The 16,764-nt window shown below is 42.4% G+C and carries 15 protein-coding genes; 4 read left to right on the top strand and 11 right to left on the bottom strand.

What is annotated here, in order from left to right; genetic code table 11:
* Positions 1–39 precede the first annotated feature (39 nt).
* Genes KCX82_RS00410 through KCX82_RS00395 form a run of 4 tightly spaced genes read right to left on the bottom strand, consistent with a single transcriptional unit; the run spans position 40 to position 4,856 of the window.
* Positions 40–1,092 (bottom strand): acyltransferase family protein, encoded by a 1,053-nt coding sequence (locus KCX82_RS00410; protein ID WP_227016462.1) that lies wholly within the window; start codon positions 1,090–1,092, stop codon positions 40–42.
* Between the two features lie 39 nt (positions 1,093–1,131).
* Positions 1,132–2,622, bottom strand: a complete 1,491-nt coding sequence (gene glpK / locus KCX82_RS00405) for a glycerol kinase GlpK (protein ID WP_227016461.1) — start codon at positions 2,620–2,622, stop codon at positions 1,132–1,134.
* Between the two features lie 19 nt (positions 2,623–2,641).
* Entirely contained in the window at positions 2,642–4,177 is a 1,536-nt protein-coding gene (locus KCX82_RS00400; RefSeq protein ID WP_227016460.1) for a flotillin family protein, read from the bottom strand.
* A 19-nt stretch (positions 4,178–4,196) separates the two neighbouring features.
* On the bottom strand, positions 4,197–4,856 hold the full coding sequence (locus KCX82_RS00395; RefSeq protein ID WP_227016459.1) for an NfeD family protein: 660 nt from the start codon (positions 4,854–4,856) through the stop codon (positions 4,197–4,199).
* 243 nt (positions 4,857–5,099) lie between these two features.
* On the opposite strand from KCX82_RS00395, the gene KCX82_RS00390 reads away from it, so the two are divergent.
* Entirely contained in the window at positions 5,100–5,612 is a 513-nt protein-coding gene (locus tag KCX82_RS00390) for a helix-turn-helix domain-containing protein (RefSeq protein WP_227016458.1), read from the top strand.
* On the opposite strand, the gene hemW is transcribed toward KCX82_RS00390, so the two are convergent.
* The 5 genes from hemW to gpr form a co-directional block, all read right to left on the bottom strand.
* Positions 5,613–6,821, bottom strand: coding sequence for a radical SAM family heme chaperone HemW (hemW, locus tag KCX82_RS00385; RefSeq protein ID WP_227016457.1), 1,209 nt, complete (start codon positions 6,819–6,821; stop codon positions 5,613–5,615). It lies immediately after the preceding gene.
* The gene (gene lepA / locus KCX82_RS00380) at positions 6,805–8,616 is read right to left on the bottom strand and encodes a translation elongation factor 4 (RefSeq protein WP_227016456.1); all 1,812 of its coding nucleotides are present in this window, start codon (positions 8,614–8,616) and stop codon (positions 6,805–6,807) included. The genes hemW and lepA overlap by 17 nt, the downstream gene beginning before the upstream one ends.
* Positions 8,617–8,710: 94 nt before the next feature.
* Positions 8,711–9,034, bottom strand: coding sequence for a hypothetical protein (locus KCX82_RS00375; protein ID WP_227016455.1), 324 nt, complete (start codon positions 9,032–9,034; stop codon positions 8,711–8,713).
* Positions 9,035–9,065: 31 nt separating this feature from the next.
* A complete protein-coding gene (gene spoIIP, locus KCX82_RS00370) occupies positions 9,066–10,166 on the bottom strand; it encodes a stage II sporulation protein P (RefSeq protein WP_227016454.1) in 1,101 nt (366 codons plus the stop codon).
* 71 nt (positions 10,167–10,237) lie between these two features.
* Positions 10,238–11,128, bottom strand: a complete 891-nt coding sequence (gene gpr / locus KCX82_RS00365; RefSeq protein WP_227016453.1) for a GPR endopeptidase — start codon at positions 11,126–11,128, stop codon at positions 10,238–10,240.
* Positions 11,129–11,228: 100 nt separating this feature from the next.
* On the opposite strand from gpr, the gene rpsT reads away from it, so the two are divergent.
* Positions 11,229–11,498 carry a 30S ribosomal protein S20 gene (gene rpsT / locus KCX82_RS00360; RefSeq protein ID WP_227016452.1) on the top strand — a complete coding sequence of 90 codons (270 nt, stop codon included), beginning with the start codon at positions 11,229–11,231 and terminating at the stop codon, positions 11,496–11,498.
* A 131-nt stretch (positions 11,499–11,629) separates the two neighbouring features.
* On the opposite strand, the gene KCX82_RS00355 is transcribed toward rpsT, so the two are convergent.
* Positions 11,630–12,808, bottom strand: coding sequence for a M20 metallopeptidase family protein (locus KCX82_RS00355; RefSeq protein WP_227016451.1), 1,179 nt, complete (start codon positions 12,806–12,808; stop codon positions 11,630–11,632).
* An 87-nt stretch (positions 12,809–12,895) separates the two neighbouring features.
* On the opposite strand from KCX82_RS00355, the gene KCX82_RS00350 reads away from it, so the two are divergent.
* On the top strand, positions 12,896–13,837 hold the full coding sequence (locus tag KCX82_RS00350) for a S66 peptidase family protein (RefSeq protein ID WP_227016450.1): 942 nt from the start codon (positions 12,896–12,898) through the stop codon (positions 13,835–13,837).
* A 147-nt stretch (positions 13,838–13,984) separates the two neighbouring features.
* Here KCX82_RS00350 and KCX82_RS00345 read toward each other — a convergent pair whose 3' ends face one another.
* Positions 13,985–15,745 carry an AMP-dependent synthetase/ligase gene (locus tag KCX82_RS00345; protein WP_227016449.1) on the bottom strand — a complete coding sequence of 587 codons (1,761 nt, stop codon included), beginning with the start codon at positions 15,743–15,745 and terminating at the stop codon, positions 13,985–13,987.
* Between the two features lie 173 nt (positions 15,746–15,918).
* Here KCX82_RS00345 and deoD point away from each other — a divergent pair, with 173 nt between their 5' ends.
* A complete protein-coding gene (gene deoD / locus KCX82_RS00340) occupies positions 15,919–16,623 on the top strand; it encodes a purine-nucleoside phosphorylase (protein ID WP_227016448.1) in 705 nt (234 codons plus the stop codon).
* The last annotated feature ends 141 nt before the right edge of the window (positions 16,624–16,764 follow it).

Raw genomic sequence — 16,764 nt, 5'->3', positions numbered from 1 at the left:
TGATCCTTGTTTGTAAACGAACTCATTAGACTTACTTGATCAGTGTTCTTTTATTTTCTCATAGGCATTCTGAAGAAAAGTCTTTATTATCCACTCATAGAATCCGTCCATAATGGTATGATAGGCTTCGGAAACCATGGGTCTTGAGAACACCCAGACAGACACAACAGAAAGAAGAATCAGAATCAAATAAGAGAAACTGTCCTGCCCGAAATAGAATCCGGAATCTTTGATAACATATCGGATGATAATATGGAGAATATAGACAGTCATGGTATTCTGCCCAATACCGGTCAATATCGTCTTTTTATGCGGTATCAAATTGATGAAGATAAAAATCCATCCCACCGCAATGACGGATAATAAGATCCTAATCAGAACCCCTTGGAAATTTGTCAGTCCAGTGGAACCATAGGAGGATTTAAAATACCAGGACTCCAACGGAATCAGGTTTTTCTGAGCCATTATGATGCTGAATATGACCAAACTAATAAGAATCAGCACGGAAAACCATTTCGGCACTTTTCTGATTTTTTCTATCGTTTCTTTATTACAGAAATACCCCAATAGAAAAAACGGCAGGAAGCCAAGTGTTCTTCCTATGGATAGGGTAACGCTGAATAAAGAAATACAGCCCGCCGCTATGGATAATAGAAAGCTCAGGCATAGGACATAAGGGATGCGTGTAAGGTAAATCAGGCAAAATCGATAAAAGAACAAGGTCAGCAAATACCACAGTGCCATGGTAGGTACCGTCATATCAAGACTTGCATCACCAAAGACGATATACCGGATAAAGTACATAAAAGGCATTAAAACCAAATAAGGAAAAAGAAAGGTTTGAAAAGCGGTTTTTCTGCACTTTTCAGGGTTCTTTGAAAAATAACCTGAAATAAAAAGAAATCCCTGCATGATATAGGAAAACGACAAAATATAAATGGCACCCCCGAAAGTAGATACCTCAAAAGAGGCGCTCGCTCTCAAATAATGAGCGAGCACCACTGAAAATACAAGAATTGCCTTTATATTATCAAATAAATAGTTCCTGTCTTTTTGTATCGTATTGCTGTACTGTTTGATGTCTGAATTCATTTTGTATACTAGCCCGCTTCGTTTGCAGCAGCCGCTGTCTTATCTAGCCCATTCAAGTGTGCATTTTACTGCCCTGTTCCATCCTGTCAAAAGCTTATTACGAACTGTTTCCTCCATTTTCGGTTCAAATGTATTTGAAATCTGCCAATTTTCCAATACATCCTCTTTATTTTTCCAAAATCCTGTCGCAAGACCTGCCAGGTACGCTGCTCCCAGTGACGTCGTCTCTATTGTACTTGGCCTTTTTACAGGAACATTGATGATATCAGCCTGAAATTGCATCAGGAAATCGTTGGCACATGCACCCCCGTCAACCTTCAAAGAGGATAATTTGACCCCTGCATCCTCTTCCATGGCTTGCAGCACATCCCTTGCCTGGTAGGCCAGGGACTCCAGGGTAGCTCTGATGAGATGATATTTATTCGCCCCTCTGGTCAAGCCGACCAGAGTGCCTCGCGCATAGGGATCCCAATAGGGAGCCCCTAGCCCTACAAAAGCAGGAACCAAATACACACCATTGGTATCTTTGACTTTTCTGGCCATCCATTCCGAATCAGAGGATTCATCAATTAATCTTAATTCGTCACGCAGCCACTGAATGGCTGCACCTGCAATAAAAACAGATCCTTCCAGCGCATAATTGATCTTGCCGTCTATTCCCCAGGCAATGGTGGTGAGAAGACCGTGACTGGATGAAATCGGCTTTTCACCGGTATTCATTAATAGGAAGCAGCCTGTTCCATAGGTGCTTTTTGCTTCCCCCTCCGTAAAACAGGTCTGACCGAAAAGAGCGGCCTGCTGATCCCCCGCCGCTCCGCCGATAGGAATTTCTCCTCCAAAAATAGTAACATCTGTAGTGCTGTAAACGCAACTGGAAGGTCTTGGCTCCGGCAGCATTCCGCTCGGAATCTGAAGCTCTTGAAGGATCTCTTCATCCCATTCCAGCGTATGAATATTAAACAGCATAGTTCTTGCAGCATTGGAGTAATCTGTTACGTGGACTTTACCTTTCGTTAGTTTCCAGATCAGCCAGGTCTCAATGGTGCCAAAGAGCAGTTCCCCCGCTTCCGCCTTCGCTCTGGCCCCGTCGACATGATCCAGCAGCCATTTAATTTTCGTTGCTGAAAAATAAGCGTCAATCAATAAGCCTGTTTTATCTTGAAAGAATTTCTCCAAGCCTTTTTCTTTCAGGGTATCGCAATAATCAGCGGTACGCCTGCATTGCCAGACAAGGGCGTGGTAAATGGGCTCTCCTGTATTTTTATCCCAGATGATAGTGGTTTCCCTTTGATTGGTAATGCCGATGGCATGAATTTCGTCAAACCCTACATTTATTTTATTCATCGCTTCATGGGCAACACCAATCTGGGTAGACCATATTTCCATGGCATCATGTTCCACCCACCCTGCTTCCGGATAGATCTGAGTGAACTCCTTTTGAGCAACGGTGACTATTTCTCCTTTTTTGTTATAGAGGATGCACCGTGAACTGGTGGTTCCCTGATCGAGTGCCATGATATACTTTTTCATAGGTGTGAATTCCCCTCAGTTATTTTGTTGGCTTTCGTACCACATTTCGAGCTTGAGAGACGATCTCAATTTTTGGTTCTTCTTTCAATTCATCTTTTGGTTCCGCTTGCTGACTCGCGTTTTCAATTTCCAGTTCCTCTGATTGCTGCTTTTCCGGCATTTCTTCGGGAATGATTTCAGCCTTTTTATCCTCAATAATATCTTTTCCTAAATAGGACGGCAGCTCCATTCCAGCCTGCTGGAACAGCTCATTCATCGGTGGAATAGATTTCAGCATACCGGAGAGAAAATTGGCTGTGGCTGTTTTTCCCTGATCATTAGAACCGTTGGAATCCCAAACAGTAACCTTGTCGATTTTAATATTCTTGATTGCTTCAACCTGAATTCTTGTAAGATCTTCTATTTTGTCTGCAATAATCAGTTTAACAGCTGCATCCGCATTTTGTCCAGCTGCATCCACAAGCATTTTCATACCTTCTGCCTGCTTTGCCAGCATTTCCTTAGCACCGCGAGCTTCTGCCTCCATTTTAGCATATATCGCATCCGCTTCTCCTCGAGCTTTACGTCTCATGACTTCTGCTTCTGCTTCTGCTGCAATTTCAGCCTTTTCCTTCATGATCTGAGCAGTCACGATAACATCTGCTGTCTGAGTTGCTTTTTCAAGCTGTGCACGAGTTGCTTCTGCTTCCTGTTGAGCGAGATAGGCTTCCTGCTTGGCTCTTGCCGCTTGCACAGCTTCCGCTGCCATAGCAAGTTTCAAAGCTTCTGCTTCCTTCTCTCTACGTTTCGCTTCTGACTGAGCGATTTCAATCTTCGCAGTGTTTTCACCATCGATAGCCATGGCATCTGCGGCTGCCACCTTAATACGTTGATCCTTATGGGCATTGGCCTGACCGATTTCACCATCACGATTCTTTTCAGCTACACTTTTTTTTGCGTCATTGATAGCTTTTGCGGCAGCTTCTTTACCCAGCGCCTCTATGTATCCTGATTCATCATTGATATCTGTTACATTTACGTTGATTAATCTAAGCCCGATTTTCTTCAACTCTATCTCAACGTTATTTGATACTGCTAAAAGGAACTTATCCCTGTCAGTATTGATTTCTTCAATATCCATGGTTGCAATGACCAGACGAAGCTGTCCGAAGATAATATCCTTTGCAAGCTCCTGGATTTCATTTAATTTCAATCCCAGCAGTCTTTCAGCAGCGTTTTGCATCACGCCCATTTCTGTTGAAATGCAAACGGTAAATCTTGAAGGAACGTCAATACGTATGTTCTGTTTGGAAAGTGCCTGCTTCAAATCCACACTGATGGAAATCGGCGTCAGATCCATATATTGATAAGCCTGCAGCACCGGTATAATAAAAGCTGCTCCGCCGTGAATACATTTTGCACTTTTTGTCTGCCCGTTTTTGTCCGAACCAACTTTACCGTATATTACCAACACCTTGTCAGACGGGCACTTACGATAACGGGATAAAATAACAATAATCGTAGCAAGTAATACAACCGCAATGATACAAACCCCAACTAAAACTTGAATTCCCATATAATACCTCCAAAATAATTTATTGATCTTCTTCTACAACGAGAATATCATTTCTAACGTCTACAATTCTTACCATCGTACCGGTAGGAAGTACCTCTTCGCTATAATTTAAAGCGTCACATTCCAGGTATCTTCCTTGTGCATTCAGGGTGACCTTTCCTGTCCCCGAGCCCGAGGAAGGAATCGGAACATACACTCTCCCGGTTTCGCCAATGGCATTACTTAAATTTAAGGTTCCGTTTTCGGTAAGCTTTCTGGATGCATGCAATATCCTGGCAGCAGCATACATAGCGAAAAATCCAAGGACAATACCTACTATAATACTTAAAAACCCAGGAGTGCCGGAGGCGATTGCCACAATAGAAGTCCAACCCATTACGGTAAGAAAGGTTACAATTCCCTGGAGCGTAAGCATGCTCATGATAGAGAAGTCCGCCGGATTTCCTCCGTCGCTTAAAAAATCAGTTCCGCTCATATCAGCTGCATCTGCCATCTCACCTATATCTGAACCCCCATTGAAATCAATACCAGATGTATCGCTAAAGTCAACCCCGGCGCCGCCCTCAAAGCCCCCAAGCAGCGAAAGAATAGTCTGAATGACTAAAATCAAGGTTGCCGGTATAGCAATACAATAGAGAATTTTTAAGACAAGATCCAGCCCGTTCCACCAATCTACCATGCAATCTCCCCCTTCTTCGTTCAAGCATAGACGTTATTAAAAATAGTAAATATCATTTACCTTCACCATTATATCCGCAGGAAACAGTCCTGTCAATTCATTTTATTACTAAAATTCTATATTTTAGCAATTCAGTATAGCGCCCCCGTTCTTCCGGCATAATAGAAATGAAAAACAGTTGATTTTCCCTATTGATTTTGTTACAATCATACGTAAATTATATTTACAGTGCAAGGTGTCAGTATGAATTCAGTTGAATTAGGAAAAAGAATAAAAGAAGCCAGAATTGCAAAGAAGATGACGCAAAGTGAAGTGGTCGGGAATTTTATTACCAGAAATATGCTTAGCCAGATTGAAAGCGGTACTGCCACACCCTCCATTAAAACTCTTGCGTACCTCTCAAGGATTCTTGACGTGCCCTTAATTCAACTGATGCCTGATCAATTTATGCCGGATCAAGGCGACGATGCCCTTTCCGTTCTTGATAAAGCCAAAAACTTACTGGCAGCAAAGAATTACGGAAAACTGTTAGAGCTGGAAGAGGAATATCCTCCTCAATTCTATGATGAATTTTGCGCGATCTTTTCTTATGCGTACCTCAATCTATCGAAGGAATGCCTCCATTCCGGGGATTATCCGAAGGCAGCTCTTTATTCTCAAAAAGCTGCCATATACTCAGAAAAAGGGATCTATGCCAATGCAACGGTAAAGTCGGAAAGCATCATGATATTGAATCAGGCAGCCGCTATGATATAACTACACAAACTCCGTCAAAATGGTATTGGAAATATCGATACCTTGTTTTGTAAAATAGAGCCTGTTTTCCGTTTTTACCAGATAACCTGACTCTATAAAGGCCTTCAGTCTGTGCCAGTTATCGGCATAAATTTCTTCTATAGGCTGCTGAAATTGAGCCTCAAAATCGTCTAAATCGATTCCCTCCCGTTTTCTCAACCCGGTGAAGAGATATTCCGAAATATCCTCCTGTCTTGAATTTTTATGATACCAGACTATAAAAGGGCTGGTACTTTTATTTTCTGATACCCTGCTTGCTTCCACATAATCGGATAATCTTTCCGCATTACTGAATCGTGCCCCTTCGAGATAGGAATGGGCACCAAGACCAAGTCCCAGATACTCGTCCATGGACCAATATTTCAGATTGTGCCTGCATTCATAGCCCGGTCTGCCACAGTTGGAAATTTCATAGTGATGATATCCTTCCCGATAAAAAAGCTCGACGGCTCTGTGGTACATGTCACGGTCAGCGTCATCGTCTATAGGTTCCAGGCGGCCTTCCCTATACATTTTGAAGAATGGAGTCCCCTCTTCTATTTGTAAACTATAAAAGGAGATATGCTCAGGCATGAGTTTTAAAACCTTTTTCAGCGTATCCAGCCAGCATTCCATGTTCTGTCCCGGAATGCCGAACATGAGATCTGTATTGATATTTTGAAATCCGGCTTCTCTTGCAGCTTGATAACTTTCTAAAAAATCTTCCGCTCTGTGGATCCTGCCCAGAAAGGCAAGGAGGTCGTTGTCCAAAGATTGAGCTCCTATGCTTAACCGGTTGATCCCTAAATCAAAATAGCGATTGAGTTTATACCGATTTAAGGTTTTTGGATTGGACTCCATGGTAATTTCAGCATCCGGCAAAACATGAAAATTTGCCCTAACGGCAGCCATTAGCTCTGCAATCAAGGCAACTTCCAGAATAGAGGGAGTCCCTCCGCCGATAAAAATCGTGTCTACATAATACTTATTATGGTATTCTTTGCCATAATACTCAATTTCCTTGACGAGTGCATTTACATACTGGCCTTGACGGTCATTACCAACGCCCCCAAAGGATAGAAAATCACAGTAATTGCATTTCTCCGTACAAAACGGGATATGAAGATAGAGTCCCAAGGGTTTTGGATTCTGATCCTGCTTCCGCATGATAGATTTATTTATTGTCATCATATTTCAGCACTGCGGTAAATGCCTCTTGAGGCACTTCCACAGTTCCAAACTGCCTCATTCGTTTCTTTCCTTCTTTTTGTTTTTCAAGAAGTTTTCTCTTTCTGGAAATATCGCCGCCATAGCATTTGGCAATTACATCCTTACGATAGGCTTTTACCGTTTCTCTGGCGATTACTTTTTGGCCAACGGATGCCTGGATCGGGACTTCAAATTGGTGCATCGGAATGATTTCCTTCAGCTTTTCACAAACAAAGCGTCCTCTGTAATAAGCCTTGGATTCATGTACGATCATGGAGAAAGCATCCACAAGCTCCTTGTTTAATAAAATATCCAGCTTTACCAGGTTGGATTTTTCATATCTGATAAATTCGTAGTCAAGGGAGCCGTAACCTCTCGTTTTTGATTTTAAAGCATCAAAGAAATCGTATATAACCTCATTTAAAGGCATTTCATAATGCAATACCACTCTGGTTTCCGTCAGGTATTCCATGTGCAGCATTCTGCCTCTGCGTTCTTGGCAGATTTCCATGATATTGCCTACATATTCCTTTGGTATCATGATATCCGCCTTAACGATGGGTTCTTCGATATGGTCAATTTCTATAGCAGGAGGAAGGTTTGTCGGGTTTTGTATCATTTCCTCAGTGCCGTCATTTCTGACAACTTTATAAATAACACTGGGTGAAGTGGTAATAATGCCAAGATCAAATTCCCGCTCCAAACGTTCTACGATGATTTCCATATGAAGCAGTCCAAGGAAGCCGCACCGGAACCCAAACCCGAGAGCCGTAGAGGTCTCCGGCTCAAAGAGAAAGGCCGCATCATTTACCTGCAGCTTTTCCAGCGCATCCTTTACATTTTCATATTTTTCTCCCTCTGCCGGATAAATACCGCAGTATACCATAGGCTGGACCTTTTTATAGCCCGGCAGCGGTTCTGCCGTCGGATCATTGTCCAGTGTGATGGTATCTCCCACTCTGGCATCGGCAACCTGCTTGATGCTGGCGCAAATATATCCTACCTCACCGGCCTTCAGTTGACTGGCAGGAACAGGCCCCGGAGAGTAAACGCCTACTTCTGTAACTTCGTATTTTTTCTTTGTATTTATCAGGCGTATTGTATCACCTTTTTTAACGGTACCGTCAAAAATACGAGTATAAATGACAACACCTTTATAATTATCGTAATAGGAATCAAAGATCAGAGCCTTCAGTTTTCCCTCCTGATCTCCCGTGGGAGCCGGAACTTTTGCCACAATTGCTTCCAGCACATCCTCTATACCAATGCCTTCCTTTGCTGAAATCAGAGGGGCATCGTGTGCATCGATTCCAATAACATCTTCAATTTCCAGCTTTGCTTCATCCGGCCTTGCACTGGCCAGATCGATTTTATTAATGACAGGCAAAATCTCCAGATTTTCATCCAATGCAAGATAAACATTGGCTAACGTCTGGGCTTCCACCCCCTGGGTTGCATCGACGATAAGAACTGCTCCTTCACAGGCAGCAAGACTTCGTGATACCTCATATGTGAAGTCAACATGACCGGGAGTATCAATTAAATTAAAAATATATTCATTTCCGTCTTTCGCCTTATACACAAGACGGGTTGTCTGAAGTTTTATTGTAATGCCCCGTTCCCGTTCCAGATCCATGTTGTCCAGAAACTGTTCCTTCATTTCCCGCTGGGAAACAAGTCCGGTATTTTCAATAATTCTGTCAGCAAGGGTCGATTTACCGTGATCGATATGTGCAATAATGCAAAAGTTTCTGATATATTGTTGGTATGAACTCATTGTACCTCCTAAAGCACAGTAATATTAGTCATTGATTGAATCATGAATGGGTAAGCCATTGATGATTCACATTATACCATACCAGCAACACTTTTTACAACATCTGCAATTGAAATACGCTGTAATCTCTTTCTGGATCCTCAATGCCCAAAGCCCCTCTGATACTGGCTGTGGCGGTTTCCAGCCTGTCCACCACCGCTTCGCTGAAATCATTCCAGTCTTCCGACAGTTCTCTCGTATTCACTGCAGTGCTTTTTCCAAACATGGATACGGTTATATATTCAGGATTTACCCGTCTCACCGAAAGTCCGACAGAACCCTCTTTATCCATCATATCGGAATAGGCTTGATCAACAGCAGTAAAGCCGTACACTGCAGCAAATACTAAGATAAAAACTATTAATTTTTTGATTCTCATTCAATTTTCTCCTTTGTATCGTTACCGGCAGTTATTCAATATCCTTAATGGATTCAGCCAAAACATCCGCAAAATATTTTCCGCAAGCTTTTGCTTCTTCAATGGTGTTTTGATTATTTCCGACTTCAAGAAGGATATGGTAGTCTGAGACATACTGATTGAATTTATATTGCTTTTCTATAATTTTTCCTCCAAAACCGGGATACAGATCCTCAGCTTTCTTGTTGATATGATTTGCAAATAATTTTAATGCCTCCACATTCGGGTTTCCGGTTCCAACCACCAGGCTGTACTTTGCAACAGTTTCTTTCTTGATGGTTACAGATTTTCCCACGTTTCCGCTGTAGCTTGCAGCATCTCTATGTAAATCTACAACGATTTGGGTTGTTTTATTTTCACCCATTAGTTTTTGAATGGTTTCCAGCGAGCGGCTATAAGATTGATTATAGGATGGAGAATCATGCACAGTTTTGTCGTGAATTACCTGTATTCCCTTCGCCTCCAATTCTGCAGTCATCACATCGCCGACTTCCCGCACGGTGCCGTATTCATTGAGAGAATGGAAATTTCCCTCTGTAACCGGCTGATAGGATTCTGTGGCATGGGTGTGATAAATGATGACCACCGGTTTCGAATAATCTATATGGGCAGTGGCCGGTTTCGGTGATTCCGGATTTTGAGTATCGATTACCGTGGCCTGCTCTTCATCGCTGCTGTCGGTTTTCGTATCGCCGGTAGTTTCCGGATCAAAGATGATGCCTGGATCTTCTTCCGCCAGATCATCATCCAAAACGGTAACCGCAGGATACATGGAACCAATCATGGAATGAAGCAGACCTTTTTTCCCGTCACTGCTGTCCCCTGCATTTTCATCGACGGATGCTTCCGGATTCTGATTCATTGCCGTTCTTGATTCGTAATCAGCGCTTCTGCTGATGGAGGGGAAAATATTTCCGATATAGAATTTACCGATATCCTCCCCTTTTCCTTCCACAATGGAGCCTGGCCCGCCGTTTACCAAGGTAAAGATAACGACACCCAAAAAAATCCAAAACATTAAGGTCAGCACGGCTAACCTTCCTCCGCTAGGCCCCCCTCTTCGACGAAGACCTCTGTACACTCTTCTTCTCATATAATTTAACTCCTTTGCCGGATTGAAGACCGAAGCTCGGTTCAATCTGCTCAAGCATATTTTCCACAATACTAAGAGTATATGCCCGGATGGAGTGTTATATTAATTCCATTTGAAATTATATCTGAAAAATCCTTGATGACCTGGTCGATATCTGTAGAGGTGACAATCATATCCTGACCGTTCTGTTCTAAATAGCTTTCTGCGCCGGCAGGATCTTTTAAAAATCCTGACAGAGAATCTAAAATTAGGGTTCTGGAATCAATGACCGTTGGAACCCCTATGGCAATCACCTTAATCCCCATAGTCTCTTTCGTCAGTTCCTTTCTTTTATTTCCGGTACCCGCTCCGGGGGAAATCCCGGTATCGCTGATTTGTATCGTTGTACTGATACGATCCACATTTCTTGCAGCTAATGCATCCACAGCGAGAATAACTTCCGGTTTTGCGATGGCGGCTGCGCTCTGAATCAACTCTGCCGTCTCCATTCCCGTTGATCCCATTACACCCGGAATAAATCCGCTGACACAGGCCATCTCATCGTCCCCGTCCGCATCATACATCAGAAAAAAATGTCTTGTCACTTTCACTTTAGAGACCGTATAAGGCCCCAGGGAATCCGGTGTCACTTTATCATTTCCAAGTCCGATGACTAAAACTTTCAATTTATTATGAAAATGAACAAGTCTTTTTAATTCTAAAGCAACAGCGGAGGAAGCTTTTTCCTTTAACTCTTCGGGTCCGTCCACTACCCCTTCCACTTCCAAGGTAATATAATTACCCAACGGCTTTGACAATTCCCTGCTGCCATGCTCGTTTGTAATTTTGATTCTTGTGATGGAAATCTCGTCGCAGAATTTTTCCTTTTCTATTTCAACCCCTGATATTTCAATGCCCTTGTCCTTGTTTTTAGAATCATATATTTCTTTATTTTCGATTGCTAAATCCGTTCTAAATGCCATTTTTCAATCCCTCTCTTTCTTTTTTTATTTTTCCCTTGCAATTTTTTTTCTATTCATATATACTTCAAGTTGCGATATTTTGCGAAAGTGGGGTGAAATAATGGCAAATATTAAATCTGCAAAGAAAAGAATCAGTGTTATCGCGAAAAAGACAGCTGCTAACAGAAGAGTAAAATCTCATCTGAAAGCGATTCTCAAGAATTTCGAAAGTGCAATTGCAACCAGAGATCTTGATACTGCAAAGGAAAAGCTGGCTTTAGCGGAAAAGAAATTGATGCAGGCTGCTTCCAAAGGAACAATTCATAAAAATGCAGCTTCCAGAAAAGTTTCCAGAATAACAGCTAGATTCAACAAAGCAAAAGCGGAATAATCTCACCCGTCCCCACCGTGCATAAGTTAAATGCACAAAATAAATGAGTAAAAAATTAATCATGCCAGCAGCTGGATGTGTCTCCCAGCTTTTGGCATGATTTGCTTTTTTGAAGGATTTCATCATACTGTTTATTCTAACAGTTTCAATACGGAAAGCGTCTCTATGAGAATTCCCGGCTTAATGCACTTTTCATCCACTTCAAATTTACCGGAATGAATTCCTTCGTTTTCTCTCCCTTTATAACCGCTGCCAAGAAAGAAAAAAGCACCCGGAATCTTTTCAAGGAAGAAGGAAAAATCCTCAACACCCATGGATGGTTCCTTTAATTCTACAATTTTATCGATTCCTGCTTCACACATTCCCAATTCTTTTATCATATCTACAATGAAGTTATCATTGGTTAGCGCACTGTATCCTTTACTGAATTCTACATCTGCCGAGGCTCCGGCAGCCTTTGCGGTATTTTTCGCCACTTCCCGCAGCCGGGTTTTCAGGTAATCTCTTGTATTTTTATCAAGTGCCCGGAGGGTACCTTCAAGAATAACTCTGTCCGAAACGATATTCATCGCATTTCCGCCATGAAAGCTGCCAAAAGTTATGACTGCCGGATTTAAAGGGCTGACATTTCTGGAAACAATGCTCTGTGCATTGGTCACGATCTGAGAAGCCGCAACGATGGCATCTATGCCCAGTTCCGGATAGGCTCCATGGCTTCCTTTTCCTTTGACAACGATGCGGAACATATCGGAAGACGCATGTACCTTCCCATATTTCAGGCCTAATGTGCCTGCAGGAAGATCCGGCTTCACGTGCAGTCCCAAAATATAATCCACCTTGGGATTTTCCAGACATCCTTTCTTTATCATTCGTTCAGCACCTCCCGTAGTTTCCTCGGCAGGCTGAAATATAAACTTAACAGTTCCATTAATATCTTCTTTGATTTCGTTCAAAACCTTTGCAGTTCCAAGCAATACTGCCATATGTACATCGTGACCGCAGGCATGCATCACACCCTTTCTTTCGGAGGCATAGGGAAGGATAACCTCCTCCTGAATCGGCAGCGCATCCATATCGGCCCGGAGTGCCACTACCTTCCGATTGCTGTTTTTATTCATGATTGCTACAAGACCTGTATCAAGAACCTTTTCCGTTTCGATCCCGAGATTCTCGAGTTCCTGCTTGATACGTATTGATGTTCTATACTCCTGGTTGCTAAGTTCAGGCCAGCGATGAAATCCGCGGCGCAGACCGATAGCCCATTCTGCCGCTTCATCAACAAAATCATAGATTGCCTTCCTTCCTACCAATGTAAATTACCTCCTACAGTTTTAATCAAGACGTTTCAATAATATAATATTATAGAAGTAAGAGAAATATGAGGAGGTAGTTTACAAATGTCGGATATGAATAGACCTAAATGCCTGAAGAAAGGAGACCGTATTGCTCTGATCGCACCGTCGTCACCGGTTACAGAGGAAAAGCTGGCATTGTCGGTTCGCTCCGTAGAGTTTTTAGGACTGACCCCTGTCCTGTTTCCTACTTGTACCATGAAGCATGGATACCTGTCCGGTTCCGATGAAGCAAGAGCCAAAGATATCAATCATGCTTTCCGGGACCCCTCCATTGACGGTATCTTCTGTCTTCGCGGCGGGTATGGCGTAACCCGGATACTTCCTTATATTGACTACGATATCGTCCGTAATAATCCGAAACTTTTTCTTGGATATAGTGATATAACCGGTCTGCACATGGTTTTCAATATGAAATGCAGCCTGGTAACCCTTCATTCCCCCATGCCCAGCAGAGGCTGGGATACCATGGATCCCATATCTCTGGGGTGTCTGTCCCATCTTCTTTTTAACGCAGAGCCGCCGGGGCCCACCCCTGCTGTAGAAGGTGAATCCATCGAAAGGATCAATCCGGGCATAGCCGAAGGGATCTCTATCGGAGGGAATTTGTCCCTCATGACGGCAACCCTCGGGACTCCCTATGAGATCGATACAAAAGGAAAAATCCTCTTCATAGAAGATGTTGATGAAAAGCATTATAAATTGGACAGAGGACTTACTTCTCTAGCTTTGGCAGGCAAGTTCCGGGACTGCGCAGGAATCGTCCTGTGTACTTGGGCTGACTGTGATGAACCGGATACTCCGCCGGAGGATAATCTGACACTCGGTGAAATCTTCGAGGAAGTGGTAAAACCCTTTGAAAAGCCTACCATCAACAATTTCAGAGCGGGGCATATTTATCCGCATATAGCCATCCCCATGGGCGTGAAAACAAGATTGGACGCATCAGAAGGAACGGTGACCTTTCTGGAATCGGCAACAATATAAAAGGTCTCAAAATGAATCAAATGAAATAGCTATTATTCATAGAATTGTTTTCAAAATTTCATTTCATTCTACTCATAATAGCTATTTTTATTTGATAGAACAGAACAGGCCAAGGCCGCTTATGTTTAAAACCCCTGACTTTTGTCCCTAAAGATTTTTATGACGCTGTATTTTCTTAGTCGTGGTCTTTATAAACTCATCCTTGCGAACGGCAATATTCCGAACACGTTTATAGATAGGCAGCTTTTCATTGATTTCCGATATTACCCTTTTAATCAGGGATTGCACCTCTTCGTCCCCGAAGCTTTCTCCGAATTCTTCATAAATTACATCATAATTGGGTCTTACCTGGGCGCTCACCTGAGTATCATCGTTATCCTCATCAAATGTGCCATGTACCAGGCTTTCCTGAATGTATTTATTCCTGTTAATGTAATATTCCACCTCTTCGGGATAAATATTTTTTCCAGTTTTCGTTACGATGACATTTTTCTTTCTTCCGGTAATATAGAGCCAGCCTTCTTCATCAAGAAAACCAAGATCTCCCGTATAAAACCAACCATCCTTTAATACTTCCGCGGTTTTATCAGGCATGTTGTAATAACCCAACATAACGTTAGGCCCCTTAAATATGATTTCTCCAATCCCGTCCTCATCTTTATCTACAATCTTAATTTCCCCGCTTGAAACAGCAGGACCTACTGACCCGGCTTTTTTATAATTATTGCAAAAGTCTGGTGATCCGGAAACAAGAGGTGAGCATTCCGTCAGTCCATAGCCTTGAAGCATCTTGAAACCCAGATCCTCAAAACCTCTCAGAACTTTTGGATCAATGGCAGCAGCACCTGAAATAACCAGTCTTAATTTTCCTCCAAATTTTTCATGGACACTTTTAAATAGTTTTTTGCTTGTATCTATGCCCATTGCTTTTAAGGTCTTATTTAGTTTAATAGCTTTTCTCAATTGATTGGCCTTACCTGTCTTTTCTGCCTGTTTCCAGATTTTATCGTAGATTGACTCGAAGATCAAAGGCACCCCTATCAACACCGTTGCCTGTGCTTCTGCCAGGTTCTTATTCACGTATTTTAATCCTTCATAAAAGGCCGCCGAGGCTCCGCGATACAAGATCAACAGCATACCCATGGTAGATTCAAAGGTATGATGAATCGGGAGTATCGATAAGGATCTGTCCTCCGGCGTGATATAGGCAATTTTGCAGGTATCCATAATGTTTGTCGTAATATTGTGGTGGCAAAGCATAACACCTTTGGCCGCATCCGTGGTTCCTGAGGTAAAAAGTATCACTTTCATTTCATAGGGATCAATTTCAGCATCGACAAAGCTGTGATTGCCTGTATGAAGCAGTTTTTCTCCTGCTGCCACCATACTTTCCCAATCAAGTATTCCTTTTCCATCTTCACCCCCCGAAGAGCTCTCTGCAAGAGGCTGGGATAAATCTGTCCTGTCTCCGTAGGTTTTCATCCTGATTTTATAATCGATGTCAAAATCTGCAAAATATTCCTCATAACCTTTCGTAAAGAATACCGCTCTACAATCTGCCGTTCGGAGCAGATTATAGATTTCCTCTTTACTGAGTTCTTTATCTAAAGGTACAACCACTCCCGTTCCGTTTACAACGGCAAAATAGGAAATGATCCATTCGTAACAATTTTCACCGATAACTGCAATTTTTGCATCCTTCAGTCCCATATCAATCAGCTTTGTACCGAGGGCATCTACGTCGTTTTTTACCTGAAGGTATTGAATCGGGTAATATTCGCCGCCCTTTTCTTTCTTTACCAGAAAGGCCGGACGATTTGCATACAGTTTTACGCTGGAATCCAGCAAATCCTTTAAGGACTTGATCTCTCTGACTTCATGATATTTCTCTTTTAACGAATGATTCATTGCTATGCTCCTCTTTTAGAAAAATAATACCCGTCATAGTCGCTACGGTATTTTCATAATACATGAAATGAATACCCAAGTAAATAGCAATTCGGCTGAATTAGTATTTCCACTGGGATTCCGGTTATGATATACTTACAGTAGAAATCTGAAAAACAGGAGGATGTTTCTTTATGACTGCACATATTTATGCTGCAAAAAAAGGCGAAATCGCCGAATCCATACTCTTGCCGGGAGATCCGCTCCGGGCTAAATTTATAGCTGAAAATTTTTTAGAAAGTCCAAAATGCTATAATGAAATCAGAGGTATGCTGGGATATACGGGTACCTATAAAGGAGTTCCGGTTTCCGTTCAGGGTACGGGAATGGGCATGCCTTCCATGGGTATTTACAGCTGGGAGCTCATTACCGAGTACGGTGTACAAAACCTGATACGAATCGGCTCCGCTGGTTCTTTTCAGGAGAATATAAAAATAAGAGATATCGTACTAGGGGTCAGTGCTTCGACAGATTCCAACTATGTTCATACCTTCAACCTCTATGGAACTTATGCCCCCACTGCCGACTTCGATCTGCTGATGAAGGCTAAGCTAACGGCAGACAAGCTTGGTATTCCCGTTCATGCAGGAAACATTTTATCCAGTGATGTATTCTATGAACTGCAGGAGGGCTGGTGGCAGAAATGGGCCAAGATGAACTGTATGGCTGTAGAAATGGAAGCAGCAGCTCTATATATGAATGCCGCCTACCATGGCGTAAAGGCGTTATGTATGCTGACCATAAGCGATCATTTCATTACACAGGAGCAGTCAACTTCGGAAGAAAGGGAAAAAACCTTTACGGATATGATGAAAGTCGCGCTTGAGACAATCGTATAGTACCCCTCCTTTTGGATGATTCCGCACAAATCACCTTTAGTGAGAAAGAAAGAAATTATCTAGATGATTAATAAGGCAGTCACAAATATACCGGGAAAATCCCCGATTTATTTGGGGCTGCCTTTTTTTATTCTTATTATT

It is taken from the genome of Sinanaerobacter chloroacetimidivorans, from assembly GCF_018128545.1.
GTDB lineage: Bacteria > Bacillota > Clostridia > Peptostreptococcales > Anaerovoracaceae > Sinanaerobacter > Sinanaerobacter chloroacetimidivorans.
Note: the sequence above shows the minus strand (reverse complement) of the source record. Positions and strands in the feature narration are given on the sequence as shown.

Coding starts and splice junctions, on each gene's coding strand:
- glpK (WP_227016461.1), bottom strand. CDS start 2,622: ATGAAAAAGTATATCATGGCACTCGATCAGGGAACCACCAGTTCACGG.
- spoIIP (WP_227016454.1), bottom strand. CDS start 10,166: ATGAGAAGAAGAGTGTACAGAGGTCTTCGTCGAAGAGGGGGGCCTAGC.
- KCX82_RS00345 (WP_227016449.1), bottom strand. CDS start 15,745: ATGAATCATTCGTTAAAAGAGAAATATCATGAAGTCAGAGAGATCAAG.
- KCX82_RS00400 (WP_227016460.1), bottom strand. CDS start 4,177: ATGGGAATTCAAGTTTTAGTTGGGGTTTGTATCATTGCGGTTGTATTA.
- deoD (WP_227016448.1), top strand. CDS start 15,919: ATGACTGCACATATTTATGCTGCAAAAAAAGGCGAAATCGCCGAATCC.
- KCX82_RS00350 (WP_227016450.1), top strand. CDS start 12,896: ATGTCGGATATGAATAGACCTAAATGCCTGAAGAAAGGAGACCGTATT.
- KCX82_RS00375 (WP_227016455.1), bottom strand. CDS start 9,034: ATGAGAATCAAAAAATTAATAGTTTTTATCTTAGTATTTGCTGCAGTG.
- gpr (WP_227016453.1), bottom strand. CDS start 11,128: ATGGCATTTAGAACGGATTTAGCAATCGAAAATAAAGAAATATATGAT.
- lepA (WP_227016456.1), bottom strand. CDS start 8,616: ATGAGTTCATACCAACAATATATCAGAAACTTTTGCATTATTGCACAT.
- KCX82_RS00390 (WP_227016458.1), top strand. CDS start 5,100: ATGAATTCAGTTGAATTAGGAAAAAGAATAAAAGAAGCCAGAATTGCA.
- rpsT (WP_227016452.1), top strand. CDS start 11,229: ATGGCAAATATTAAATCTGCAAAGAAAAGAATCAGTGTTATCGCGAAA.
- hemW (WP_227016457.1), bottom strand. CDS start 6,821: ATGATGACAATAAATAAATCTATCATGCGGAAGCAGGATCAGAATCCA.
- KCX82_RS00395 (WP_227016459.1), bottom strand. CDS start 4,856: ATGGTAGATTGGTGGAACGGGCTGGATCTTGTCTTAAAAATTCTCTAT.
- KCX82_RS00410 (WP_227016462.1), bottom strand. CDS start 1,092: ATGAATTCAGACATCAAACAGTACAGCAATACGATACAAAAAGACAGG.